Below are 24,265 nucleotides of genomic sequence, written 5' to 3'. Positions count from 1 at the left end.
GTTGCCGGCCAGCGGCCGGCACTACCGCCCTACGCCAGCAGGTCCCGCACCCGGTAGCTGCCCGGGGCCCGGCCCTGCAGCTGGCGGGCGGCGAACAGCGCACCGCGGGCGAAGATGTCGCGGTTGGTGGCCCTATGCACCAGCTCGATGCGCTCGCCCAGCCCGGTGAACTGCACCAGATGCTCACCTACGATGTCGCCAGCACGCAGGCTCGCGTAATGCGGCTCCGCTCCGCCGCGCTGCGCGGCCGCGCCCAGGGTTAGCGCGGTGCCTGACGGTGCGTCCTTCTTCTGCGTGTGGTGCGATTCGACGATATCGCAGTCCCAGCCGGCCAGCGCCTGCGCGGCGCGCTCCACCAGCTCGTCCAGCACTGCCACGCCCAGGCTGAAGTTCGACGCCCAGACCAACGGGATCTTCGCCGCTGCTGCATCCAGCGCCTGCCGCTGCGTGCCGGAGATGCCGGTGGTACCCGACACCAGCCCCGCGCCGCGTTCCACGCACAGCGCCAGCATCGGGTCGAAGCCCTCCGGCAGGCTGAAGTCAATGGCCACGTCGAACACCGGCGCACCGGACAGTTCGCTGGCACCAAAGAACGGCACGCCGTCGACCACGCGCTGCGCCGGCGCACGGCCGGTCACGGCGGCCACGATCTGCAGGGTTTCGGGATGTTCGGCGGCCAGCCGCAGCAGGGCCTGGCCCATGCGCCCGGAGGCGCCGTGAATGAGCAATCGCAGGGGAGTCTGGTTCATGCCTGCAGGCTAGCGGCAGCACGCCTGCTCCGGCAAGCGCCGTCACTGCGACGCTGGGTGACCTTCCGCGCAATGGATGCTCGTTCCTCCCTGGGTACGCCTCTCTTGACTGCACCAGGCGGAGCGCATGCGACACCGTAGATGTCGCGTTTACCACTGGACGCAGAAACGCGGCCACTCAAGGCTGTGGTCCCCTCTTCCGGCCCAGGCAACGCCCATGAAATCCGCGACCGTCTTCAGCAAGTGCGCCAGGAAGACCGGCTATGCCGGGACCACGACCACCCGCTACCGCTTGCTGGATGACGCCCTGCTTGTCGTGAATCACCAGCGCGCCAGCGAAAGCCGCGGTTTCTATGTGAATGCCGGACTCTACTTTCCAGAGTTGCTCGTGCACCCCCTCACGCCCGACGATCTTGAAACGGCTTTCAGGTACCGCTCCAGCATCCCCACGCCGCATGTCGACTGGCGTATCGAAGAGACGCCAGGCCTGCGCCGGGCTTTCACCCAGCAGGATCTTCATGACCTGCTCGATGCTGGCGATCGCAACGCGATGAAGCGCCTGCTGCTCAATGCCCTTGCCGACGTGGCGGGCTTCGCAGCGACCCATGGAAATCGCGCCTCGGTACGGCGGATGCAGCAGGAGGGACGCTTTCGCGCGATCATCCGCAAAGAGGTCTGAACCCCGGAAAGCGTGCGAACCAAGGTTCGCACCCACAGGCCGAAAGTTCGCACCCGCCGCACAGCCGCCGTCGAGCATGGCTCGACGCTACTTCTTGTTGGTCGGCCCGCAACTGTCGCAACCGCCACAGGCACCGCCACCTCCGCTGGCAGGCGGCGCGATCTTCCGCCCCAGCGCCTGCGCCCAGGCCGCGCGGCCCGGCTTCAGCAGAGCCAGCGCCAAGGCACCGCGCAGCTTGCGCACCGTGCCGGGGAACTGCTTCTTCAGCACCACCCAGGCGCTGACCAGCACGGCCACCGCGATGATCAGGTACTGGATCAGCAGCCCGGTATCCATCAGCCACCTCCCAGCGCCCTGGTCACCTGGTAGGTGATCAGCGCCGCCACGTAAGCTGCGGCGAACAGGTAGAACGCGGCAAAGGCCATCTGCTTCCACGAGTTGGTCTCGCGCTTGATGGTGGCCAGCGTCGAGATGCACATCGGTGCGTAGATGTACCAGACCAGCAGCGACAGGGCCGTGGCCAGCGACCAGCCATCGCTGATCAACGGGGTCAGTGCCTGGCTGGCCGCATCGTCATCCGCCGCCGACAGCGCATACACCGTCGCCAGCGACGACACCGCCACCTCACGCGCGGCCAGGCCCGGGATCAGCGCGATGCAGATCTGCCAGTTGAAGCCCAGCGGTGCGAAGAACACCGCCATCGCATGGCCGAGCTGGCCGGCGTAGCTATAGTCGATGGCCGGCATCGTGGCGCCCGCCGGCGCCGCTGGGAACGACAGCAGCACCCACAGCAGGATGGTCAGCGCCAGGATGATGCCGCCGACGCGCTTGAGGAAGATCATGCCGCGCTCGTACAGCCCCACCGCCAGGTCGCGCGCATGCGGCAGCCGGTACGACGGAAGCTCCAGCATCAGCGGATGCTCGCTCTTGTCGCGGCGCCACTTCTTCATGATCCACGACATCGCCAGCGCACTGAGGATGCCGGCGGCGTACAGGCCGAACAGCACCAGGCCCTGCTGGTTGAACACGCCCCACACGGTCTTCTGCGGAATGAACGCACCGATCAGCAGCGCGTACACCGGCAGGCGCGCCGAACAGGTCATCAGCGGTGCGACCAGGATGGTGGCCAGGCGGTCACGCGGGTCCTGGATGCTGCGCGTGGACATGATGCCCGGCACCGCGCAGGCGAAGCTGGACAGCAGCGGGATGAACGAGCGGCCAGACAGGCCGGCAGCGGCCATCATGCGGTCGAGCAGGAACGCCGCGCGCGGCAGGTAGCCGGATTCCTCCAGCACCAGGATGAAGAAGAACAGGATCAGGATCTGCGGCAGGAACACCACCACGCCACCGACACCGGCGATGATGCCGTCGGTCAGCAAGCTGGCCAGCGGACCCTCCGGCAACACGCTGCCAACGAGAGTACCGAGCCAGGCGAAGCCAGCCTCGATGCCATCCATCAACGGCGTCGCCCAGGCATACACCGCCTGGAAGATCAGGAACATCACCACCGCAAGGCTGATCAGCCCGAACACCGGGTGCAGCAGCCAGCGGTCCAGCGCGTCGTCGATCTTCGCGGTTCGCGCCGGCATGCGCACGGCGACCGACAGGATCTCGCGCACCTTGGCGTGGTAGTCGATGCCACCTTCCGGGCCCGGCACCGGCGCATCCAGGTGCGGCACCATCGCATCGAGGCGCTCGACCAGGGCCTTGGCGCCCTGCTTGCGCACCGCCACGGTCTCCACCACCGGCACGCCCAGCTCGCGTTCCAGCGCGGCCACATCCACCTGGATGCCGCGGCGTTGGGCGGCGTCGACCATGTTCAGCGCGACCACCATCGGCTTGCCCAGCTCACGCAGCTCCAGCGCGAAGCGCAGGTGCAGGCGCAGGTTGGTGGCGTCGATCACGCACAGCAGCACGTCCGGCGCGGCTTCGCCCGGGTAGAAGCCCCGGCACAGGTCGCGGGTGATCGCCTCATCCAGGCTGGCCGGATGCAGGCTGTAGGCGCCCGGCAGATCAAGCACCGCGAATTCACGGCCGGACGGCGCACGCAGGCGGCCCTCCTTGCGCTCTACGGTGACGCCGGTGTAGTTGGCGACCTTCTGCCGACTGCCGGTCAGCTGGTTGAACAGCGCGGTCTTGCCGCTGTTGGGGTTGCCGACCAGCGCAATGCGCAGCGGGGCGGTGGCAGCGGAAGCGCTCATGCGCGTCGCTCCTGGCGGTTGGCGTCTACCACGACGCGCTTGGCCTCACTGATCCGCAGCGCGAACCGGGTGAACCCGACCTGCACCAGCAGCGGCTCGCCCCCCACCGGACCCTTGGCCACCAGGCGCACTTCCTCGCCATTGACGAAACCCAGCTCGCGCAGGCGACGGGCGATGGCATCGTTGGCGTGCAGGTCCTGCACGGACTCGACCACGGCCGAGGTGTGCAGCGGCAGTTCGGACAGCGTCATCTAGCGTGTTCTCTGCTGGATGTAAATGGTTCTCGATTCTAACATTCCCGCGTCGCGTCATGGCCCATGACCAATGGCCCGCTATGATCCATACAGGTATGGAGTGACCCTGGAATCCCATGAACGATGCTTTGCAGATCGAGCGCCGCGGCGCCGTCATCACCCTCTGGCTGAACCGGCCGGAACTGCACAATGCCTTCGACGCCAGCCTGATCGCCCGGCTGACCGCCGCGCTGGAGGCCGCCGGACGGGACGATTCGATCCGGGCCGTGGTGGTGGCCGGCCATGGCGCCTCCTTCTCGGCCGGCGCCGACATGCAGTGGATGCGCGGCATGGCTGCGGCCAGCGAGGCCGACAACCGCGAGGACTCGCTGGCCCTGGCCCGGCTGATGCGCACCCTGGACGAGCTGCCCAAGCCGACCCTGGCACGGGTCCACGGCGCGGCCTTCGGCGGCGGTGTCGGCCTGGTCGCCTGCTGCGACATCGCCATCGCCAGCACCGCGGCCCGATTCGGCCTGACCGAAAGCCGCCTGGGCCTGCTGCCGGCGGTGATCTCCCCCTATGTGATCGAGGCCATCGGCCCACGCCAGGCCCGTCGATGGTTCGCCACCGGCGAGCACTTCGATGCCGAGACCGCACTGCGGATCGGCCTGGTCCACCAGCTGGTCGAACCCGAGCGCCTGGACGAGGCGCTGGAACGCCAGCTGGCCCTGCTCGACAAGGCAGGCCCGATCGCCTCGTCCACCGCCAAGCAGCTGGTGCGGCAGGTCCGGGACAGCCATGACCGCGACACCCTGGATCGCGATAATGCCGCCCTGATCGCGCGCCTGCGGGTGTCCGCCGAGGGCCAGGAGGGCCTGGGCGCCTTCCTCGACAAGCGCGCCCCCCATTGGGTCACGGAAGCCTGAACATGCTCGATCATCTTGGTTTGACCAGCGCCGACCTGGCGCGCAGCAAGGCCTTCTTCCTGCAGGCACTGGCGCCACTGCAGATCGGCGTGGTGATGGAAGTGAGCGCCGAACTGACCGGCGACCACGACCACGTCGGCTTCGGCAGCGACGGCAAGCCGTTCTTCTGGCTCGGCAATGGCGGCACCGCCAGCCACGGCGTGCACGTGGCCTTCGCCTGCGCCAGCCGCGCGCAGGTGGACGCCTTCCACGCCGCCGCCCTCACCGCCGGTGGCCGCGACAACGGCGCGCCGGGCCTGCGCCCGTGGTACCACCCGGATTACTACGCCGCCTTCGTGCTCGACCCGGACGGCAACAACATCGAAGCGGTCTGCCATCGCCCCGTCGGCGAGGTGGCTGCATGAGCGACTACGTCCGCATCGTCGAGGTCGGCCCGCGTGACGGCCTGCAGAACGAAAAGCAGTCGGTCTCCACCGCCGACAAGATCGAACTGATCAACCGCCTGTCGGCCACCGGCCTGCGCAGCATCGAGGCGACCAGTTTCGTCAGCCCGAAGTGGATTCCGCAGCTGGCCGATGCCGCCGAAGTCTACGCCGGCATCCAGCGCCGCCCCGGCATCCACTACCCGGTACTGGTGCCGAACGAACAGGGCTACGACCGCGCCCGCGCGGTCGGCGTCGAGGAAGTAGCGGTGTTCACCGCTGCGTCCGAGGCCTTCAACCGCACCAATACCAATGCCGGCATCGACGAGTCGCTGGCCCGGTTCGAGCCGATCCTGCGCCGCGCCGCCGCCGATGGCGTGCGCGTGCGCGGCTACGTCTCCACCGTGCTCGGTTGCCCCTACCAGGGCGAGGTGCCGCTGGCCGACGTGGTGCGCGTGGCGCGCGCGCTGCACCAGATGGGCTGTTACGAAATCTCGCTGGGCGACACCATCGGCGTCGGCACCCCACGCAAGGCACGGGCGATGCTGCAGGCGGTCGCTGCCGAGATTCCGATGGAGGCGTTGGCCGTGCACTTCCACGACACGTATGGCCAGGCCGTCGCCAACATCGCCTCCTGCCTGGAAGAAGGCGTGCGCGTGGTCGACAGTGCCGTCTCCGGGGCCGGTGGCTGCCCGTATGCCAAGGGTGCCAGCGGCAACGTCGCCAGCGAAGACGTGGCCTACCTGCTGCGGGGCCTGGGCCTGGACAGCGGCGTGGACCTGCCGGCACTGGCCGAGACCGGCCGCTGGCTGGCCGGCCTGCTCGGCCGCGCCACCGCCAGCCGCACCGGCCAGGCGCTCGCAGCGACCGGCTGAGCACCCCGCTGCGCCGCTCCCGCTCGGGCGGCGCAGCGCACAACGGCGACGGTCGCCGCTTCCGTTAGAATCGGCGGTTCTCGAACCTGCAGGACCGTGCAATGCAGCTGTCTTCCGTACGTGCCGTGATCACTGGCGGCGTCTCCGGCCTCGGCCTGGCCGTGGCCCAGCACCTCGTCGCCCAGGGCGGCAAGGTGGCTCTGTTCGACCTCAACGACGACAAGGGTGCAGCTGCCGTTGCCGGGCTGGGTGCCGACAAGGCCCGCTATTTCAATGTCAACGTCAGCGATGAGGCGGCCGTGGCTGCAGCCATCGACCAGGCCCACGATTTCCTCGGCGGCCTGAACGTGGCGATGAACTGCGCCGGCATCCTCGGCGCCGGTCGCGTGCTCGGCAAGGAAGGCCCGATGCCGCTGGCCGGCTTCCAGGGCACGGTAATGGTCAACCTGGTCGGCAGCTTCAACGTGGCCAAGGCCGCGGCCAATCGCATGCAGCACAACGACGCCGGCGAAGACGGCGAGCGCGGCGTGATCATCAACACCGCCAGCATCGCCGCCTATGAAGGCCAGATCGGCCAAGCCGCGTATGCGGCCAGCAAGGGCGGCGTGGTCTCGATGACGCTGCCGATGGCACGCGAACTGTCGCGCTTCGGCATCCGCGTCAATACGATTGCTCCTGGCGTGTTCTGGACGCCGATGGTCGATGGCATGCCCGAAGCCGTACAGCAGTCGCTGGCCGCCTCGATCCCGTTCCCGTCGCGCCTGGGCAAGCCGGAAGACTTCGCCAGTCTGGTCGGCTTCATTCTCGGCAACACCTACCTCAACGGCGAGACCATCCGCCTGGACGGCGCTACCCGCCTCGCTCCGAAGTGATTCCCCCCGGGCGCCGGGACGGCGCCCTCCCCCAACGACCTAGATCACCATGAAAGCCAACGACATCAAGAAGGGCAACGTCGTCGAGTACAACAACGGCGTGTACCAGATCCGCGACATCGAGCGCAGCTCGCCGCAGGGTCGCGGCGGCAACGTCCGCTTCCGCTTCATCATGTACAGCGTGCCGGGCGGCAACAAGCTCGACGCCAGCTTCGATGCCGACGACAACCTGGTCGAGGTCGAACTGCTGCGCCGCCAGTCCACCTATTCGTACAAGGACGGCGATGCCTTCGTCTTCCTCGATGACGAGGACTACACCCCGTACACCCTGGATGCGGACGTGATCGGCGACGACGCCGGTTACATCACCGACGGCCTGACCGGCATCTACGTGCAGGTGATCGACGAGCAGCCGGTGGCGATCCAGCTGCCGGCCTCCGTGGTGCTGGAGGTGATCGAGACGCCGCCGGAACTGAAGGGTGGCACCGCCACCAAGCGCCCGAAGCCGGCCAAGCTCAACACCGGCATCGAAATCATGGTGCCCGAGTACATCGTCAATGGCGAACGCGTGCTGGTGAACACCGCCACCGGCGAATTCGCCGGCCGTGCCGACTAAGGGCCTCGCGCTGATCGGCTGCCTGTCCCTGCCTGCGGCGTGTTCGCCGCAGGCAGCGGACGGATCATCGGTGGCAGCGGTTACGGCTGTTTCGCACCGAAGTTGCCGCAGCCATGGTACTGGCGGGTACCGACAGTCAGCATCGCCTTGGCCTCGAATGCCTCGCCGCTCATGTCATCCTGGCAGGTGGTGCGCTGGAAGCTGAGCTTGACGTCGGTGCCGTCGGATGCCTTTCCGCTCCATCCATCAGCGCCCTGGGTGGGTTTGGCCACGTCGAAGCGGCGCTCGCCATAATCGACCTCCACCTGCAGGCCCGGCGCATCGCCGTCGACGACTGCAAGCCAGCCGGGTTCATTGCCGGTGGCACGGAATGCCGCATTGCCGGCGCTGCCATCGCCTTCGGTAGCTTCCACCGCATGGCACTCGCGATCCGGTTCACCCTTCAGGCTCAGCAGGCCATCATCGCTGCCCTTGGTCCAGAAGCTGTTGCCGAGACCATCGCTGTACTTGGCGCCGGATGCCGCGCGCTCGGAGGTCATGGCGAAGCTACGCTCGCCGATCACCAGCGTGGCAGCATCCTCGCCATTGAATGTCGCGCCCACACTCAGATCACCACACTGGTAGGCGGTCTCGCTGCCACCTTCCGTGTTGGCGCTCGGCTGCGGCGTGGCAGGCGGGGCGTCATTGCTGCCCGCCGCGGGTGCCTGGGCCGGCTGGCAAGCGACCAGGACCAGCCCCAGGGAGGCTGCCAACAGACTGGGAACTACACGCATGGCTCGACTCCTTGTCGACACTACAGGAACGCTCGACCCTACCACCTCGCGGTGAGCGGGGCCTGAAAGCGGCCTGACCGCACTCATGCGGCCAGCACCGCCATCGACAGCAGCTGCGCGCCGCTTTCGCCGGAACTGCAGGTCCACACCCGCAGCAGGCGCAGTTTCAGCTCGCGCTCCTGGCCCTGGCCGCGCACCGACAAGCGCACGTCGCTGGACAACAATGCCAGGCGTCCGCACAGCAACGTTTCCACCGCGTACGACTGCAGGCTGCGCACCTGCAGGTTTCCGGTCAGCCAGTCGCCCAGCCACGGCAGGTCGAGCATGCGGCCGCCGTGGCCATCCATCATGAACAAGGCCGGCGATACCAGCGCGGTCAGCGCATCGTGGTCGTCATCCAGCAATGCCTGCCGCAGGCGCTGTTCCAGCGCTGCCAACTGCCGCTCATGCAGATCTTCAACGATGTTCCGTTCCATCCACGGTTCCTCCCGGCATCGGCCGGCGTCTGCGCAGGCGCTGCGCGATCCACTGCCGCGCGCCCTGCACCACTACATAGAAGACCGGCACGAAGAACACGGCCAGCACGGTCGCACTGACCATGCCGCCGAACACACCGGTTCCAATCGCCTGCTGGGTTTCCTTCGACGCGCCCTGCGCCAGCATCAGCGGCACCACGCCCAGCGCGAATGCCAGCGAGGTCATCACGATCGGCCGCAGTCGCAGCCGCGCTGCCTCCAGCGCTGCTTCAACCAGGCCGCGACCCTGCTGCTGCAGCTGGCGCGCGAACTCGACGATGAGGATCGCGTTCTTCGCCGACAGCCCGATCACGGTGATCATGCCGACCTTGAAGAACACGTCGTTGGGCATGCCCCGCAACAGCACCGCAGCAACCGCACCAAGCAGGCCCAGCGGCACCACCAGCATCACCGCCAGCGGAATCGACCAGCTCTCGTACAGTGCCGCCAGCACCAGGAACACCACCAGCATCGACAACAGCAGCAACCACGGCGCCTGCGCACCGGACTCCCGCTCCTGCAGCGACTGGCTGGTCCACTGCAGGGCAAAACCGGACGGCAGCTTCTCGGCCAACCGCTCCATCTCCGCCATGGCCTGGCCGGTCGACACGCCGGAGGCCGGTGCGCCGGACAGGTTCAGCGCCGGGAAGCCGAGATAGCGCTGCAGCTGCAGCGGCGCCTCGGTCCAGTGCGGCGTCACCAGTTCCGACAACGCCACCATGCCACCTTCGCTATTGCGCACGTACAGCCTCAGCACATCCTCCAGCTCCATCCGGTGGGGTGCATCGGCCTGCAGGATCACCTGCTGCAGCCGCCCCTTGTTGGGGAAGTCGTTGACGTACTGCGAGCCCATCGCCGCCGACAGCGTGCTGCTGATCTGCTCGAACCCCACGCCCATCGCCTCGGCCTTGGCGCGGTCGATGTCCAGCCGCATGCTGGTACCTGCTGGCAGGCCATCGGCATGCACCTCCGACAGCAGCGGGCTGGCCTCGGCCAGCTTCAGCAGCTGCTGCAGGGCCGCACGCAGTTCGGCCTGGCTCTGCCCGGTACGCGCCTGCAGGGCGAGCGAGAAGCCGGACGAACGCCCCAGGCTGTCGATCGCCGGCGGCATCACGCTCATCACCTCGCCCTCGGCAATCGTCGCCATCGCCTTCTGCGCGGCCTCCACTTCGCCGGCCGCGGTGGCCCCTGCACGCTCGCCCCAATCCTTCAGCATCGTGTAGGTCAGCGCCGCGCTCGGGCCGGAACCGGAGAAGCTGTACCCGAGGATCGACTGGTTGGAGCCGATGCCCGGGCGTGACGCCACGTGCCGTTCGTAGGCTTCGACCACGGCCAGCGTGCGTTCGGCGGTGGCTTCAGCCGGCAGCTGGATCGAGGTCATGAAGTAGCCCTGGTCCTCTTCCGGCAGGAAGGCGCCCGGCAGCCAGTGCAGGCCCAGCAGCAGCGCCGCCACCAGCGCGGCGAACACGCCCATCACCCGCCCGCTCCGCTGCAGCACGGAGGCCACGCCACGCTGGTAGCGCCCGGTCATCTTCTCGAAGCCACGATTGAAGGCGCCGAACAGACCGCCCCGACCATGGTGGCCATGGGTGTTCGGGCGCAGCAGGGTCGCGCACAGCGCCGGCGTCAGGCTCAATGCCAGCAGCGCCGAGAACAGGACCGACACCGCCATCGCCACGGTGAACTGTCGGTAGATCGCGCCCACCGAGCCGCTGGCCAAGGCCATCGGAATGAACACCGCGGTCAGCACCAGGGTGATGCCGATCACCGCGCTGGTCAGCTCGCGCATCGCCTTGATGGTCGCCTCGCGCGGCGGCAGGCCCTCCTCGGCCATGATCCGCTCCACCCCCTCGACCACCACGATCGCGTCGTCGACGATGATGCCGATCGCCAGCACCATGCCGAACATGGTCAGCACGTTGATCGAGAAGCCCAGCGCCAGCATCACCGCGAAGGTACCAAGCAGCGCGATCGGTGCGACCAGCGCCGGAATCAGCGTGTAGCGCCAGTTCTGCAGGAACAGGTACATCACCGCGAACACCAGCAGCATCGCCTCCAGCAGCGTCTGCACCACCTTCTGGATCGAGATCTTCACGAACGGCGCGGTGTCGAACGGGATGCTCGCCTCCACGCCGCGCGGCAACAGCGGCGCCAGTTCGGCCATGCGCTCACGGACCGCCGACGCGGTGCGCACCGCATTCGCGCCCGGCCGCAGCTGCACCCCGGCAGCGGTGGCCGGATGGCCGTCCTCGCGGGTGCCCCACGCATAGCTCTGCGCGCCCAGTTCGACGCGGGCGACATCACCCAGCACCACCCGTGAACCGTCGGCCCCGGCGCGCAGTACGATCGCCGCGAACTGTTCCGGCGTGGACAACTGGCCGTCGGCGCTGAGCGGCACGGTGATGCGCTGGCCTGGAACACCCGGCGAATCACCGATGCGCCCCGGCGAGATCTCCAGGTTCTGCTGCTCGATGGCAGCGGCCACGTCACCCATGGTCAGCCCATAGCCGGTCAGCCGGGTCGGGTCCAGCCACACGCGCATCGCCTGCTCCGCACCGAACAGCTGCACGCGGCCGACGCCATCGATGCGGCGCAGCTCCTCGATGATGTTGCGCGCCATGAAGTCGCCCAGTGCGGCCTCGCTGACGCTGGCATCGGGCGAACGCAGGCCGACCAGCATCAGGAAGCCGGAATCGGCTGCTTCCACGAACAGGCCATTCTGGCGCACGCTGCGCGGCAGGCGCGGCTCGATCGCCTTGATCCGGTTCTGCACGTCCACCTGCGCCAGCTCCGGATTGGTACCCGGCTTGAACGTCGCGGTGATCGAGGCTTCGCCGGAGGTGTCCACCGAAGACTCGAAATACAGCAGGTGCTTGACGCTGGACAGCTCGCGCTCGATCAGGCCGACCACCGCGTCGTTCAGCGTCTGCGGGCTCGCACCCGGGTAGCTGGCGTAGATGCTGACGCTGGGCGGCGCTACTGCCGGATAGCGCTCCACTGCCAGCCGCGGGATCGCCAGCACGCCGGCCAGGACGATGAAGATCGCCAGCACCCAGGCGAACACCGGGCGATCGATGAAGAAACGTGCCATGTTGGATTTTCCTGGAGGAACCGGTCCGGTAGAGGCTCAGCCCTTGCTGCCGGCCTGCACCGCGCCGGTGCTGGCGACCGGCATCTGCCAGTCGCGCGCATCGACCACCACGCCTTCCTGCAGGCGTTCCTGCCCTTCGACCACCACCTTTTCGCCCGCCTTCAGGCCCGTGCGCACCAGCCATTGGCGATCGACACTACCGTCCACTTCCAGCGTGCGGATCACCGCCTTGCCATCGCCACCGATCACCCAGGCATAGGCCTGGCCACCGGCACTGCGCAGCACGGCCTGCTGCGGCACGGTCAGTGCGCTGGCCGGCGCACCCCGCGGCACCTTCGCGCGCACGTACATGCCGGGCAGCAGCTGGCGCTGCGGGTTGTCGACCAGGATGCGCAGGATCACATCACCGGTACGCGCATCGACATTGATGCCGGAGAACAGCATCTGGCCACGTTCGGGCAGCGGCCTGCCGGCCGCACCGATGATCGTCACCGGCAGCTCGCCGCCACCGGCACTGCGTTGCAGCGACTCGAGCTGCGCCGCTGGCTGGCGCACATCGACGTAGACCTGGTCGATCTGCTGCACCACTGCCATCGGCTCGGCATCGGCCACGCCAACCAGTGCACCTTCGGTCACCAGCGCCTGGTCGATGCGGCCGGCAATCGGTGCACTGACCGTGGCATAGCGCAGGTCGAGCTGGCGGCGGGCCAGGATCGCGCGCGCCTCGTTCACCGCGGCACGGGCCTGTTCGTACTCGGCACTGGCATCGTCGCGGAGCTGCTGGCTGACCGCCTGCGCGGCCGCCAGCGCATGCAGGCGCTGCGACTGCACGCGGCTGCGGCCCAAGGCTGCCTCACTGCGCTGCAGCGCTGCCAGTGCCGAGTCGACATCGGCACGGAACGCCGCCGGATCGATCTGGAACAGGGCCTGGCCGGCGCGCACTTCGGCGCCCTGTTCGAACATGCGGCGCTGCACGATGCCGCCGACCTGCGCACGGATCTGTGCGGTGCGCACGGCGGCGACACGGCCGGGCAGTTCATCGTCGCGCTGCACGACCTGCGGGCCGACAGTGACCACGCTGACGCGCGGTGCCGCTTCGGGCGTGGCTTCGGGGGCGGAGCAGGCCGTCACGGCCAGGGCGAGGGCCGCGATCAACGCGACCGGAGTCCTGAAGGTTCTCATTGCTGTGCACAATGCCGCGCAGGCGGCTGATAGGTTCTGAAGCGTGAAGTGTGCGTGGCGATGATGGGGTTTCGATGGAGGAACTGTGGAGATACGATGGAGGCAAGCACCTTAAGGCCCCGCCCCTTCATGCATGCCGCCCCTGCCCTCGCTGCCCTCGTCCTGATCGTCGAGGATGAGGCCGAGATCGCCGATATTCTCACCGCCTATCTGGAACGCGAAGGACTGCGTACGCTGCGCGCCGCCGACGGCCAAAGCGCGCTGGACCTGCACCGCAGCGCCCGGCCCGACCTGGTCCTGCTTGATGTGCAGCTGCCGCGCCTGGATGGCTGGAGCGTGCTGACCCAGCTGCGCCAGCGCGGTGAAACGCCGGTGATCATGCTGACCGCACTGGACCAGGACCTGGACAAGCTCACCGCGCTGCGCATGGGCGCCGACGACTACGTGGTCAAGCCGTTCAATCCGGCCGAAGTGGCAGCACGCGTGCGCGCCGTGCTGCGGCGTACGTTGCGCGCCTCGCGCCTGGACGCACCGACCGCGCTGCGGGCGGGCCCGCTGCTGATCGACTCGGCTACCCATGCCGTGCATGTGGAGGGCGAAGGCTACAGCCACGAAGTGCTGCTCACGCTCACCGAGTTCAAGCTGCTGCACTGCATGGCGCTGGCGCCGACCCGCATCTTCAGCCGCAGCGAACTGATGCACGAATGCCTGCCGGAAAGCGAAGCGCTGGAACGCACCGTCGACAGCCATGTCAGCAAGCTGCGCCGCAAACTCGATGACGTGGGCATGGTCAACGTCCCGGCCAGCGTGCGCGGTGTCGGCTACCGGTTGATGGCCGACCGCTGATGGCGCGCCTGCGCCGTTCCGGGCTCAGCCGCCACATCATCATCTCGATGTCGCTGATGGTGATCGGCGTCATCGTGATGATGATCCTGTCGTCGTGGCTGCTGTACGCGGTGCTGGTCGAGTTCTTCCCCGGCAGCACCGAGGAGCCGGAAAGCTGGCTGCCGACCGGGCCGGAACTGGCATGGATGGTGGGCGTGATCCTGACCGGACTGGCGCTGGCCATCGCCGCTTCGTTCCGTCTTGCGCACCGGATCCTGTCGCCACTGAATTCACTGGTGGACAGTGTGCGTGCGCTTGCCGGCGGCGACCTGGGTGCACGCGCCAGCGTCGAGGAAAATTCGCCGGGCGAGGTGGCGACCCTGGTCGAGGACTTCAATGCGATGGCGCGCCGCCTGCAGCACATGGAGAGCGAGCGCGCGATGTGGCACGCGGCCATCGCCCATGAGCTGCGCACGCCGGTGACGATCCTGCGCGGGCGCCTGCAGGGGCTGGCAGAGGGTGTGTTCCAGCCGGACGAGTCACAGTTCCGCAGCCTGCTGGCGCAGGTCGAGGGCCTCTCGCGCCTGATCGAGGATCTGCGCGTGCTGAGCCTGTCCGACAACGCGCGGCTGGACGTACGTCGCGCGCGCACCGATGTGGTGGCCGAAGTGCATTCGGTGATGACCCTGGTCGATCCGCAGTTCCGCGCCGCCGGCTTCGTGCTGGAGCTGGAAACCAGCCGCGAGGAACACAACGCGCACTGCGACCCGACCCGCCTCCGCCAGGCGCTGCTGGCGCTGCTGGAAAACGCGCGCCGCTATGCCAGCCCGGGCAAGGTGCGGATTGCCGTGCATGACACACCGGGACATGTGCAAGTGGCAATCGAGGATGAGGGCCCTGGCATCGATCCGGACCTGCACGCCGACATCTTCAGCCCGTTCATGCGTGCCGACGGCTCACGTTCACGCCAGGGCGGCGGCAGTGGCCTCGGCCTGGCGGTGGTCAAGGCCATCGCCGACGCGCACGGCGGCCGCGTCTACTGCACGGCGGGCAACGCCGGCGGCAGCCGTTTCGTCATCGAACTGCCGCGCCAGTAGCGGGCGTGGCTGCCTGTTCCCGCAGGTGCGCGCCAAGTGCGGCGAGGTTGGCATCGATCGCATCCATCTCGTTGCGCTGGCCCACCGGCAACTGCTGGCGCAGTTGCACGCGCAGCGCCTGCCAGGCCGGCACCGCCTCTGCGCTGGCAGTGGCAACCGCTTCGGCCAGCACCGCCTGCTCATCGGCCAGCGGCAACCCGTAGCCGCCCTGCAGCAGCGTTCCCGGGCGCAACCACTGCCCGCTCTGCGCCAGCAGGCTGCGCAGGCTGCGGGTTTCCGCGCTGTCCGCAGCAGCCAGTAGCTGCCGCTTTAGCACATCGCGTGCGCGCAGTTGGGCACGCCGCTGTGCCGCCTGTTCCAGCAGCAGCAGGCCGGCACTGGCGCGCAGGTTGCCCTTCAGCAGCCACGGTGCCCGTTGTTCTGCCGGCAGCTTCAACCAGCCGCGCACATCGCGCGCGGGCAAGGCCAGCTGGGTCGCCGCCACTGTGAACAACTGCTGGTAGTGGTCGCGCGCGGAAGCGAAGTAATAGCCCTGTGCCTGCGCTGCGTTGCGGTCCGTGAGTACCCGCTCGTCGAGCATGCCCAGCCGCGCCAGCCGCCGCTTGAGACCGCGCGGACTCAGCTGGGCCAGCCCGGCCTCGCCCAGCCGGGGCACTCCGGCCTGCAGCAGCCTGGCGGTCTCCACCGCACAGTTGTTGCTGACGAAGTAATAGCGCCCGTCATAGCTCCAGTGCACCTGCGCGGTGCGCTCGAGCAGGCTGGCGATCTCGTCGCGTTGCAGCTGCAAGGGCAACGACTGCAGGCCCCGCAGTTCCACCTTGGTGTACTCGTCCACCACCTGCTGCAGCGGCAGCACGAACAGCCGCGACGGGTAGCCGCCGGTCAAGCCGCGCCAGTTGGAAATCTGCACATCGCCGACGAACGCGCGGAACGACAGCACGCGCTGGTACTCCAGGTCCAGGCGGCAGTCCGGACCCGGTGCACGGCCCGGCCGGCAGATCACCAGCCGCAGCATGCTGTGCCCCCAGCGGCTCATCGGCTGCGCACTGCCTTCGGCGAACAGGTAGTCCACGGCGTAGACGCGCGAAGGATCGAGCTGCAGCAGCGATGCCGCACCCTCTTCCGATTCGGCCTGCAGCAATGGCAACGTGGCCGCGCAGTGCGACTGCGGCAGCGATGGCGGGGTTCCGAAATGGGCCTGGTACCACTGCGCCAGCGCCGGGCGCCGGCAGGCAAACTCGCTGTCGAGCACGAAATGCTCGGCGTTCACTGCCAGGTACTCGGCCGGATCCTTCAGTTCATAGGCATCCGGACTACGGTCACGGAAGTCGTTGCCACCACGGCCGAGATGCCAGGGCTTGCGCTGCCATCCGGCCAGGTCGCGCCAGCGCGCACTGCGCGACCAGTTCGCGCCGCTACGGTCTGCAACATGGGTCAGTTCATGCACCAGCGCGCTGCGTCGTGCACGGCGTGCGCCGGGCACAGCATCATCCAGCAGCTCGCGACGCAGGTCGATGCGGCCGGCGAAAGCGCGACCATGCACATCGGCCGGCAGGTGGTCGCTCCAGCGCACCTGCACGTGTGCTGGCAATGCGCGCAGCAGACCATCTGGCAGCAAGGACTGCACGTCGGCCAGGGTCTGCATCGCCACCTGCTGCTGTGCAGGGCTCAGCCCTTCCGGATCCAGGCGCAGGTCTCCGCTGGCATGTGCGGCCGGAACGGCCAGCAGTAGAGCCAGGCCATGCCTGGCTGCGTTCCGTGCAGATGTCATGGCGTCGCCAGCCAGCGGCCGGCACTACCCGGGATCAACGCGCCAGCAGCGCGCGGGCCAGTTCCAGGTCGCTCTGCTGCTGTGCGGCGGCACTCTGCTCACGCAGGTAGGCCAGCGCGGCCTGCAGGCGGGCGCCACGGATCTGGCCGTCGCTGGCGACGAACGCCGCAGCGTCGTCGCGCGCAGCCAGTACCACCTTGTCGTCACCCGAGCTGCTACCCGAGGAGCCGGAGGAGGCACCGGTGGCGGAACCGGCCGAGGTGCCGGCGAAGCTGGAAGCGAAGCCGGCCAGCGGCAGGGACAGCAGGGCGAGCAGCAGAAGCGGACGGGTCATCGGTTCGAAGCCGGTTGTGAGGATGCGTGGAGCGTAACGGGTGCGTGAAGGATTTGCCCGGCTCAAACGTCGAACAGCTTGCCGGGATTCAGCCGCGCTTGGGGATCGAACGCACGTTTGACCGCCTTCATCAGGGCGATCTCGGCCGGGCCGCGGGTGCTGTCCAGGTAGCCCTTCTTGACCAGGCCGATGCCGTGTTCAGCCGAGATGCTGCCATCGAACCGGGCCAGCACCTGCGCCAACAGCTTGGTCACGTGTTCACACTGCGCCACGAAATCGGCGTCGCTGGTGTCGTCGGGCTTGAGCACGTTGATGTGCAGGTTGCCGTCACCGATGTGGCCGAACCAGACCACGTCGAAGTGTGGGTAGGCCTGCCCGATCAGTGCCTGGGTCTCGGCCAGGAACGCAGGCATCGCCGAGATCCGCACCGAGACATCATTCTTGTAAGGTTTGTAGCGCGCCAGCGATTCGGTGATGCCTTCGCGCAGGCGCCACAGCTGGGCGGCCTGGGCGTCGCTGGCGCTGATCACCCCGTCGCTGACCCAGCCGTTGCCCATGCAGTCCTCGAAGGCGGCCATCGCCGCCGCTTCCTGCGCTTCGTCGTTGGCGGCGAACTCGGTGACCACGTAATACGGGTGCACCTCGTCGAACGGTGCCTGCGCACCATGCGCCAGCACGTGCTCCAGCGCCCGGTCGGTGAAGAACTCGAAGGCCTGCAGCTGCAGGCGCGCGCGGAACGCGGCGAACACCTGCATCAGCACCTCGAAGCTGGGCACGGCCAGCAGCATCACGTTGCTGGCTGGCGGCGGAGCGGTGAGTTTCACTGTCGCCTCGACGATCACGCCCAGCGTGCCTTCCGAACCGATCAGCAGCTGGCGGAAGTCATAGCCGCTGGAGTTCTTGATCAGGCCCTTGTTGAGCTCCAGCAGTTCGCCGCTGGCGGTAACCACCTTCAGCCCGGCGATCCACTCGCGGGTGTTGCCGTAGCGGATCACACGGATGCCGCCAGCATTGGTGGCGATGTTGCCGCCGATCGTGCACGACCCGCGTGCAGCGAAATCCACCGGATAGATCAGGCCGTGGTCCAGCGCGGCGTTGTGCACGGCCTCCAGCGGCATGCCGGCCTGCACCACCAGGGTGCGATCGACCGCGTCGTAGGCCAGCGCCTTGTTCATCCGCTCCAGGCTGAGCACCAGCTCGCCATTGGCCGCCACCGCGCCACCGGAAAGGCCGGTACGGCCGCCGGACGGCACCACGGGCACGCCCTCACCCGCACTCCAGCGCATCACCGCCTGTACCTCCTCGACCGTGGCCGGCAGTGCGACCGCCAACGGCGCCGGCGTCCAGCGCCGGGTCCAGTCGCGCCCGTAATGCTCCAGGTCGGCCGGGTCGGTCTTCAGCTTCAGGCCGGGACAGGCCTGCTGCAGCGAGGCAATGCGGGAATCGGTCATGACGGTCCAGCGCGGGGCGTGAAGAACGGGCAAGCGTGCCAGCGGCACGCGCCAGCGTCCAGCCCTGCGAGCAGGCAGATAGCTACGGATGCAACCAATTGCGCACCGCACCATGAGCGCTGCGATCTGGCATAGTGGTTGGCCCCTGTCCCACTGGCCGTGTTGCCCCATGTCGCCGAAGAAGACCTCGTTCCCGAAGCAGGATATCCGCGTGCTGTTGCTGGAGGGGGTCAGCCAGACCGCCGTGGAGGTGTTCAGCGCGGCCGGCTACAGCCAGATCGAGGCGCACACCAAGGCACTGCCCGAGGACGAATTGAAGGCGCGCATCGCCGAGGCGCACATCGTCGGCATCCGCTCGCGCACCCAGCTCAGCGCCGAGGTGCTGGCCGAGGCCAAGCGCCTGATCGCGGTGGGCTGCTTCTGCATCGGCACCAACCAGGTCGACCTGGACGCGGCCGAACTGGCCGGCATCCCGGTGTTCAACGCGCCCTACTCCAACACCCGCAGCGTGGCCGAGCTGGTGATCGCCGAGGCGATCATGCTGACCCGTGGCATTCCGCAGAAGAACGCCGAATGCCATCGCGGCGGCTGGTCGAAGTCAGCCAGCGGCAGCCATGAAGTGCGCGGCAAGACGCTGGGCATCATTGGTTACGGCCACATCGGCACCCAGGTCGGCGTGCTGGCCGAATCGCTGGGCATGCAGGTGATCTTCCACGACGTGGAAACCAAGCTGGCGCTGGGCAATGCCCGTGCAGCGGCCAGCCTGGACGACCTGCTGGCGCGCGCCGATATCGTCACCCTGCACGTGCCGGAGACCCCGTCCACGCAGTGGATGATCGGCAGCACCGAGCTGGCGAAGATGCGCAAGGGCGCGCACCTGATCAACGCCGCGCGCGGCACCGTGGTCGACATCGATGCGCTGGATGCGGCCCTGGCCAGCGGCCACGTCGGTGGCGCCGCGCTGGACGTGTTCCCGGTCGAGCCGAAGGGCAACGGCGATATCTTCGAATCGCCGCTGACCCGCCACGACAACGTCATCCTCACCCCGCACGTCGGCGGCAGCACGCTGGAAGCGCAGGACAACATCGGCGTGGAAGTGGCGGCCAAGCTGGTGCGCTACAGCGACAACGGCAGCACCCTGTCGGCGGTCAACTTCCCGGAAGTGACCCTGCCCGAACACGAAGACAGCCTGCGCCTCCTGCACATCCACCAGAACGTGCCGGGCGTGCTGTCCAAGGTCAACGAGATCTTCTCGCGCCACAACGTCAACATCGACGGCCAGTTCCTGCGCACCGACCCGAAGGTGGGTTACGTGGTGATCGACATCACCGCCAGCGAGGCGCAGGCCGCCGCCGTGCGCGACGAGCTGGCCGCGATTCCGGGCACGCTGCGGACGCGCATTCTGTATTGACGCGCGCCCCGCCTTGCACTTGTAGAGCCGAGCCCATGCTCGGCTGCGGTTCCGGCCCGCATCGCGCCGAGCATCGGCTCGGCTCTACAGGTTGCTAGCGCGCCAACCACCGGCGCGCCATGCGCTGCATGGATTCATCCGATTCGGGGTCGGCCGCGACTTCGGTCACCGGCCGCCATGTCAGGTCAAGTGACTCCTCGCTGGGCACGAATGCCTCGCCACCGAGCGCGCGGATCACGAAACGCACGTCGTAGTGCCAGTGCCCCGGCACATCCTTGCGCTCCGGAATCCAGTGCTTGTCCAGATCGAAGATGGCCGGGTCTTCCAGCACCAGCCCGCTCAGGCCGGACTCCTCCTCGGCCTCCTTCAGCGCCACCTGGGCCAGGTCGCGGTCGCCGTCGGCGTGGCCACCCAGCTGCAGCCAGCGCTGCAGCTTGCGATGGTGGGTCAGCAGAAGGCGCTGGCCGTCGGCGCTGACCAGCCAGCAGCTCGCGGTGAAGTGGCCTGCAAGCCGCTCACGCCGGAACGGATCTTCCGGATCATCCAGCAATGTGCCGAATTCGGCAGCCAGTGCGTCGTGGGCGGGCTCGCGGCGGGCATAGTCCCGCAACAGACCGCGCAGGCGATCGTCAAGCACGGCAAGGGTTTCGGCGGTCTGGCGCATGAATGGGGGCGGTTCGGAAAAATACTGCTCATTATCGCCGTTCATTGTTGCGATTGCGCTTGTGCGTTGGCTTCAGCTTTGGCTAAGGTACAGCGGGCTGTTCGCACGGCCTTCACCATTCAAGGCAGCCGGCAACGTATCGGCCGCCCACCCCATCCGATCACTAGGAAGTACTGCATGCTGAAAGCTCTGTTGAGGGTCAAGCCGGTCCAGCCGGCCGGGCACGTCGATGCCGGCGAACCCATCGAAGGCAGCCTGGACGGCGAAGTCACGTTGAAACGGACCCTCACGGCTAAACACCTCATCCTGCTGGGCGTGGGTGCGGTGATCGGCGCAGGTATCTTTGTGCTGACCGGCCAGGCCGCAGCCAACCACGCGGGCCCGGCGGTCATGCTGTCGTTCGTGCTGGCCGGTTTCGCCTGTGCGCTGGCGGGCCTGTGCTATGCCGAGTTCGCGGCGATGATGCCGGTCTCCGGCAGTGCCTATTCCTATTCCTATGCCACCCTCGGCGAAGGCATGGCCTGGTTCATCGGCTGGTGCCTGGTGCTGGAGTACCTGTTCGCCTCGGCATCGGTCGCGGTGGGCTGGTCGGCCTACCTGATCAGTTTCATCACCACCACGCTGCACATGCCGTTCCCGGACCTGCTCAGCGCCGCGCCCATCGCCTGGACCGGCAGCGAGTTCGTCTCCTCCGGCAAGCTGTTCAACCTGCCTGCGGTGCTGATCGTGGCGGCGGTGTCCGGCCTGCTGTACGTGGGCGTGACCCAGTCGGCCTTCGTCAACGCCATCATCGTGGCGATCAAGGTCACCGTCATCTGCCTGTTCATCGGCATCGGCGCGGCCCATATCGACCCGGCCAACTGGCAGCCGTTCATCCCGGAAAACACCGGCGTGCCGGGTGAGTTCGGCTGGAGCGGCATCTTCCGCGCGGCCACCATCGTGTTCTTCGCCTATATCGGCTTCGATGCGGTCTCCACCGCCGCCGGCGAAACCAAAGACCCACAGCGCAACATGCCGATCGGCCTGCTCGGCTCGCTGGCGGTGTGCACCATCGTCTACATCATCGTCTGCGCGGTACTGACCGGCATGATGCCGTACCACCTGCTGGGCACCGACAAGCCGGTGGCCACCGCACTGGAGCCCTACCCGACCTTGTCGTGGCTGAAGACCCTGGTCGAGATCGGCGCCATCGCCGGCCTGTCCTCGGTGGTGCTGGTGATGATGATGGGCCAGACCCGCATCGCCTACACCATTTCCCGCGACGGCCTGCTGCCGAAGTTCTTCGGCAAGGTCCACGCCCGGTTCCGCACGCCTTACTGGGCCACGATCGTGGTCGGCGTGATCGCCGCCGCGCTGGCCGGCCTGGTGCCGCTGAACGTGCTCGGCGAACTGGTGTCGATGGGCACCCTGCTGGCCTTCGCCACCGTCTGCATCGGCGTGCTGGTGCTGCGCTATACCAAGCCGGAGATCCATCGCCCGTTCCGCGTACCGGCGGTGTGGATCATCTGCCCGCTTGGCGCCGCGGCCTGCCTGTTCCTGTTCTGGCAGGCGTTCGTGGTGCACTGGCACCTGTTCGTCGGCTGGACCGTGCTGGGCATGCTGATTTACCTCGGCTACGGCATGCGCAACAGCAAGCTGGCCAAGTCGCCCTGATCCGCCTACGGGCCGGCCTCGCGCCGGCCCGTCCGTTTTCCCCGCGCGCCGCTCTTGGCGCGCTTCGACAAGACCACCACACATGTTCAAGCAACTGTGGGCCACCAAGCACCCGCATGCCGCCCATGAAGACGCCAACGGCCTGAGCCTGCGCCGCCACCTAGGCCCCTGGGGGCTGACCGCCCTCGGCATCGGCGCGGTGATCGGCGGCGGCATCTTCGTCATCACCGGCCAGGCGGCCGCCAACCACGCCGGCCCCGCGATCATGCTGTCGTTCGTGCTGGCCGCCATCTGCTGCGCCTTCTGCGCGCTGGCCTACGCCGAGTTCGCCTCGATGGTGCCGGTCTCCGGCAGCGCCTATACCTATACCTATGCCACCTTCGGCGAACTTTCGGCCTGGTTCATCGGCTGGATGCTGGTGCTCGAATACGGCGTCTCTGCATCGGCGGTGGCGGTCAGCTGGACCGGCTACTTCCTCAGCCTGCTCAGCCAGTTCGACATCCATCTACCGGCAGCGCTGGTCAGTGCGCCACTGGACGCACAGCTGCGGCCCACCGGCGCGATCGCCAACCTGCCCGCCGCGGCACTGGTACTGTTGCTGACCTGGCTGTGCTACGTCGGCATCAGCAAGTCCTCGGCGATGAACATGGCAATGGTCGTGCTCAAGACCGGCCTGATCGTGCTGGTCATCGTGGTCGGCTGGAAGTACGTGGACACCAGCAACTGGACCCCGTTCATTCCGGCCAATGAAGGCGCGGGCAAGTACGGCATGGAAGGCGTGCTGCGTGGCGCGGCGATGGTGTTCTTCGCCTACATCGGTTTCGAGGCGGTATCGGTGGCGGCCCAGGAATCGAAGAACCCGCAGCGTGACATGCCGATCGGCATGATGCTGTCGCTGGTGATCTGCACCGTGCTGTACATCGCGATGGCCGCAGTGATGACTGGTCTGGTGCCGTTCCAGCTGCTGGGCACCGACGAGCCGGTGGTGACTGCCGTGGCCGCACACCCGCAGCTGGGCTGGCTGCGCTGGGTGGTCGAGGTCGGCGCGCTGGTCGGCCTGTCATCGGTAGTGCTGGTGATGATCATCGGCCAGCCGCGCATCTTCATGATCATGGGCCGCGACGGTCTGCTGCCGCCGGTGTTCACCAGGATCCACCCGAAGTACCGCACCCCGCACATCAACACGGTGATCACCGGCATCGGCATCGCGCTGCTGGCGGCGCTGTTCCCGCTGGACATTCTCGGCGAGCTGACCTCGATGGGCACGCTGATTGCGTTCGCGGCGGTCTGCGCCGGCGTGCTGATCCTGCGCCGCACCCAACCGGATCTGCCGCGCCCTTTCCGCATGCCGATGGCCTGGCTGATCTGCAGCCTGGGCGTGCTGAGCTGCCTGGCGCTGCTGTCAGCGATGACAATGCACAACTGGATGCTGATGGGCGTCTGGACCTTCGTCGGTTTCGTGATCTATTTCTGCTACGGCTTCAGGCACAGCCGCCTGCGGGGGAAGTAAGGGGTTTTGCATTGCAGGGCCTGCGGCCCTGCACCCGCCTTTGAAGCCGGAGCAACGGCAACAGCAACGGCAACAGCTGGGCTGAGGGCTTGGCGGGGAGGCATGGGTTCGCGGGGGACGCCGTGAATCCATCCCTGGAGGCTTGGCCGCGGCATCCATGCCGCGGACACCCCCGCGAACCCATGCCTCCCCGCCCCTGACAGTATCCCGGTGCGTCCGGTGGATCCACGCCATGCGTGGATGAAACGTTCTCATGAACGAATGCTCCGGAATGAATGATTCTGTAGAGCGGAGCCATGCTCCGCTCCGAGCAAGCGCAGCGAAGCGACCCGCTTTCGCTTTTCCTTCTTCACTCCGTGGCCGGCCGCGCGCCGGAACCTGTCAGAGGCGGGGCGGGTGGGCCGTGCAGGGGCGT

23 protein-coding genes are annotated in these 24,265 nt (G+C 67.7%); 11 read left to right on the top strand and 12 right to left on the bottom strand.

Features of this window, described 5'->3' with window-relative positions:
* Window positions 1-29 precede the first annotated feature (29 nt).
* On the bottom strand, window positions 30-701 hold the full coding sequence (locus tag N5C25_RS12895) for a 4-hydroxy-tetrahydrodipicolinate reductase (protein ID WP_262213531.1): 672 nt from the start codon (window positions 699-701) through the stop codon (window positions 30-32).
* 265 nt (window positions 702-966) lie between these two features.
* Between N5C25_RS12895 and N5C25_RS12890 the strand changes: the two genes are divergently transcribed.
* Window positions 967-1,428 carry a DUF4304 domain-containing protein gene (locus N5C25_RS12890; protein WP_019661458.1) on the top strand — a complete coding sequence of 154 codons (462 nt, stop codon included), beginning with the start codon at window positions 967-969 and terminating at the stop codon, window positions 1,426-1,428.
* 87 nt (window positions 1,429-1,515) lie between these two features.
* Here N5C25_RS12890 and N5C25_RS12885 read toward each other — a convergent pair whose 3' ends face one another.
* From N5C25_RS12885 to N5C25_RS12875, 3 genes are read right to left on the bottom strand one after another with little or no spacing between them, the layout of a single operon-like run.
* Entirely contained in the window at window positions 1,516-1,764 is a 249-nt protein-coding gene (locus tag N5C25_RS12885) for a DUF6587 family protein (RefSeq protein ID WP_021204545.1), read from the bottom strand.
* Window positions 1,764-3,629, bottom strand: a complete 1,866-nt coding sequence (locus N5C25_RS12880) for a ferrous iron transporter B (RefSeq protein WP_058979943.1) — start codon at window positions 3,627-3,629, stop codon at window positions 1,764-1,766. Before N5C25_RS12880 ends, N5C25_RS12885 begins: the two co-directional genes overlap by 1 nt.
* Entirely contained in the window at window positions 3,626-3,880 is a 255-nt protein-coding gene (locus tag N5C25_RS12875; protein ID WP_021204543.1) for a FeoA family protein, read from the bottom strand. The genes N5C25_RS12880 and N5C25_RS12875 overlap by 4 nt, the downstream gene beginning before the upstream one ends.
* Before the next feature lie 119 nt (window positions 3,881-3,999).
* Here N5C25_RS12875 and N5C25_RS12870 point away from each other — a divergent pair, with 119 nt between their 5' ends.
* The 5 genes from N5C25_RS12870 (at window position 4,000) to yeiP (ending at window position 7,573) form a co-directional block, all read left to right on the top strand.
* Window positions 4,000-4,788 carry an enoyl-CoA hydratase-related protein gene (locus N5C25_RS12870; protein ID WP_019661454.1) on the top strand — a complete coding sequence of 263 codons (789 nt, stop codon included), beginning with the start codon at window positions 4,000-4,002 and terminating at the stop codon, window positions 4,786-4,788.
* Window positions 4,789-4,790: 2 nt separating this feature from the next.
* Window positions 4,791-5,192 (top strand): VOC family protein, encoded by a 402-nt coding sequence (locus N5C25_RS12865; protein WP_019661453.1) that lies wholly within the window; start codon window positions 4,791-4,793, stop codon window positions 5,190-5,192.
* Complete coding sequence (locus N5C25_RS12860; protein ID WP_279937044.1) at window positions 5,189-6,085, top strand: hydroxymethylglutaryl-CoA lyase; 897 nt, start codon at window positions 5,189-5,191, stop codon at window positions 6,083-6,085. The genes N5C25_RS12865 and N5C25_RS12860 overlap by 4 nt, the downstream gene beginning before the upstream one ends.
* Window positions 6,086-6,186: 101 nt before the next feature.
* Window positions 6,187-6,957: an SDR family oxidoreductase gene (locus N5C25_RS12855; RefSeq protein ID WP_014646983.1), complete on the top strand. Its 771-nt coding sequence runs from the start codon at window positions 6,187-6,189 to the stop codon at window positions 6,955-6,957.
* A gap of 49 nt (window positions 6,958-7,006) precedes the next feature.
* On the top strand, window positions 7,007-7,573 hold the full coding sequence (gene yeiP / locus N5C25_RS12850; protein ID WP_005409468.1) for an elongation factor P-like protein YeiP: 567 nt from the start codon (window positions 7,007-7,009) through the stop codon (window positions 7,571-7,573).
* An 80-nt stretch (window positions 7,574-7,653) separates the two neighbouring features.
* On the opposite strand, the gene N5C25_RS12845 is transcribed toward yeiP, so the two are convergent.
* From N5C25_RS12845 to N5C25_RS12830, 4 genes are all read right to left on the bottom strand, one after another.
* On the bottom strand, window positions 7,654-8,346 hold the full coding sequence (locus tag N5C25_RS12845; protein WP_021204541.1) for an MliC family protein: 693 nt from the start codon (window positions 8,344-8,346) through the stop codon (window positions 7,654-7,656).
* Between the two features lie 83 nt (window positions 8,347-8,429).
* Window positions 8,430-8,822, bottom strand: coding sequence for a nuclear transport factor 2 family protein (locus N5C25_RS12840; protein WP_019661450.1), 393 nt, complete (start codon window positions 8,820-8,822; stop codon window positions 8,430-8,432).
* Window positions 8,803-11,952, bottom strand: a complete 3,150-nt coding sequence (locus N5C25_RS12835) for a multidrug efflux RND transporter permease subunit (protein ID WP_279937043.1) — start codon at window positions 11,950-11,952, stop codon at window positions 8,803-8,805. Before N5C25_RS12835 ends, N5C25_RS12840 begins: the two co-directional genes overlap by 20 nt.
* 36 nt (window positions 11,953-11,988) lie before the next feature.
* Window positions 11,989-13,134, bottom strand: coding sequence for an efflux RND transporter periplasmic adaptor subunit (locus N5C25_RS12830; RefSeq protein ID WP_279937042.1), 1,146 nt, complete (start codon window positions 13,132-13,134; stop codon window positions 11,989-11,991).
* Window positions 13,135-13,263: 129 nt separating this feature from the next.
* On the opposite strand from N5C25_RS12830, the gene N5C25_RS12825 reads away from it, so the two are divergent.
* Window positions 13,264-13,980, top strand: coding sequence for a response regulator (locus N5C25_RS12825; RefSeq protein WP_186008951.1), 717 nt, complete (start codon window positions 13,264-13,266; stop codon window positions 13,978-13,980).
* The gene (locus N5C25_RS12820; protein WP_251103273.1) at window positions 13,980-15,056 is read left to right on the top strand and encodes an ATP-binding protein; all 1,077 of its coding nucleotides are present in this window, start codon (window positions 13,980-13,982) and stop codon (window positions 15,054-15,056) included. The genes N5C25_RS12825 and N5C25_RS12820 overlap by 1 nt, the downstream gene beginning before the upstream one ends.
* Here N5C25_RS12820 and N5C25_RS12815 read toward each other — a convergent pair.
* The 3 genes from N5C25_RS12815 to N5C25_RS12805 form a co-directional block, all read right to left on the bottom strand.
* Window positions 15,034-16,827: a DUF4105 domain-containing protein gene (locus N5C25_RS12815; RefSeq protein ID WP_279937041.1), complete on the bottom strand. Its 1,794-nt coding sequence runs from the start codon at window positions 16,825-16,827 to the stop codon at window positions 15,034-15,036. The genes N5C25_RS12820 and N5C25_RS12815 overlap by 23 nt on opposite strands.
* A 34-nt stretch (window positions 16,828-16,861) precedes the next feature.
* Window positions 16,862-17,161, bottom strand: a complete 300-nt coding sequence (locus tag N5C25_RS12810) for a DUF2388 domain-containing protein (protein WP_279937040.1) — start codon at window positions 17,159-17,161, stop codon at window positions 16,862-16,864.
* 62 nt (window positions 17,162-17,223) lie between these two features.
* Window positions 17,224-18,612: an FAD-binding oxidoreductase gene (locus tag N5C25_RS12805; RefSeq protein ID WP_279937039.1), complete on the bottom strand. Its 1,389-nt coding sequence runs from the start codon at window positions 18,610-18,612 to the stop codon at window positions 17,224-17,226.
* Window positions 18,613-18,781: 169 nt separating this feature from the next.
* Between N5C25_RS12805 and serA the strand changes: the two genes are divergently transcribed.
* A complete protein-coding gene (gene serA, locus N5C25_RS12800; protein WP_019661444.1) occupies window positions 18,782-20,023 on the top strand; it encodes a phosphoglycerate dehydrogenase in 1,242 nt (413 codons plus the stop codon).
* Between the two features lie 94 nt (window positions 20,024-20,117).
* Here serA and N5C25_RS12795 read toward each other — a convergent pair whose 3' ends face one another.
* Window positions 20,118-20,732: an NUDIX hydrolase gene (locus N5C25_RS12795; protein WP_279937038.1), complete on the bottom strand. Its 615-nt coding sequence runs from the start codon at window positions 20,730-20,732 to the stop codon at window positions 20,118-20,120.
* A 132-nt stretch (window positions 20,733-20,864) separates the two neighbouring features.
* On the opposite strand from N5C25_RS12795, the gene N5C25_RS12790 reads away from it, so the two are divergent.
* Entirely contained in the window at window positions 20,865-22,340 is a 1,476-nt protein-coding gene (locus N5C25_RS12790) for an amino acid permease (protein ID WP_279937037.1), read from the top strand.
* An 82-nt stretch (window positions 22,341-22,422) separates the two neighbouring features.
* Window positions 22,423-23,850, top strand: a complete 1,428-nt coding sequence (locus tag N5C25_RS12785) for an amino acid permease (RefSeq protein WP_262213499.1) — start codon at window positions 22,423-22,425, stop codon at window positions 23,848-23,850.
* The last annotated feature ends 415 nt before the right edge of the window (window positions 23,851-24,265 follow it).

The sequence above is a fragment of the Stenotrophomonas sp. GD03958 genome (assembly GCF_029839005.1).
Lineage (GTDB): Bacteria > Pseudomonadota > Gammaproteobacteria > Xanthomonadales > Xanthomonadaceae > Stenotrophomonas > Stenotrophomonas hibiscicola.
The sequence above is the reverse complement of the archived record's forward strand: the minus strand, read 5'-3'. Positions and strand labels throughout refer to the sequence as shown.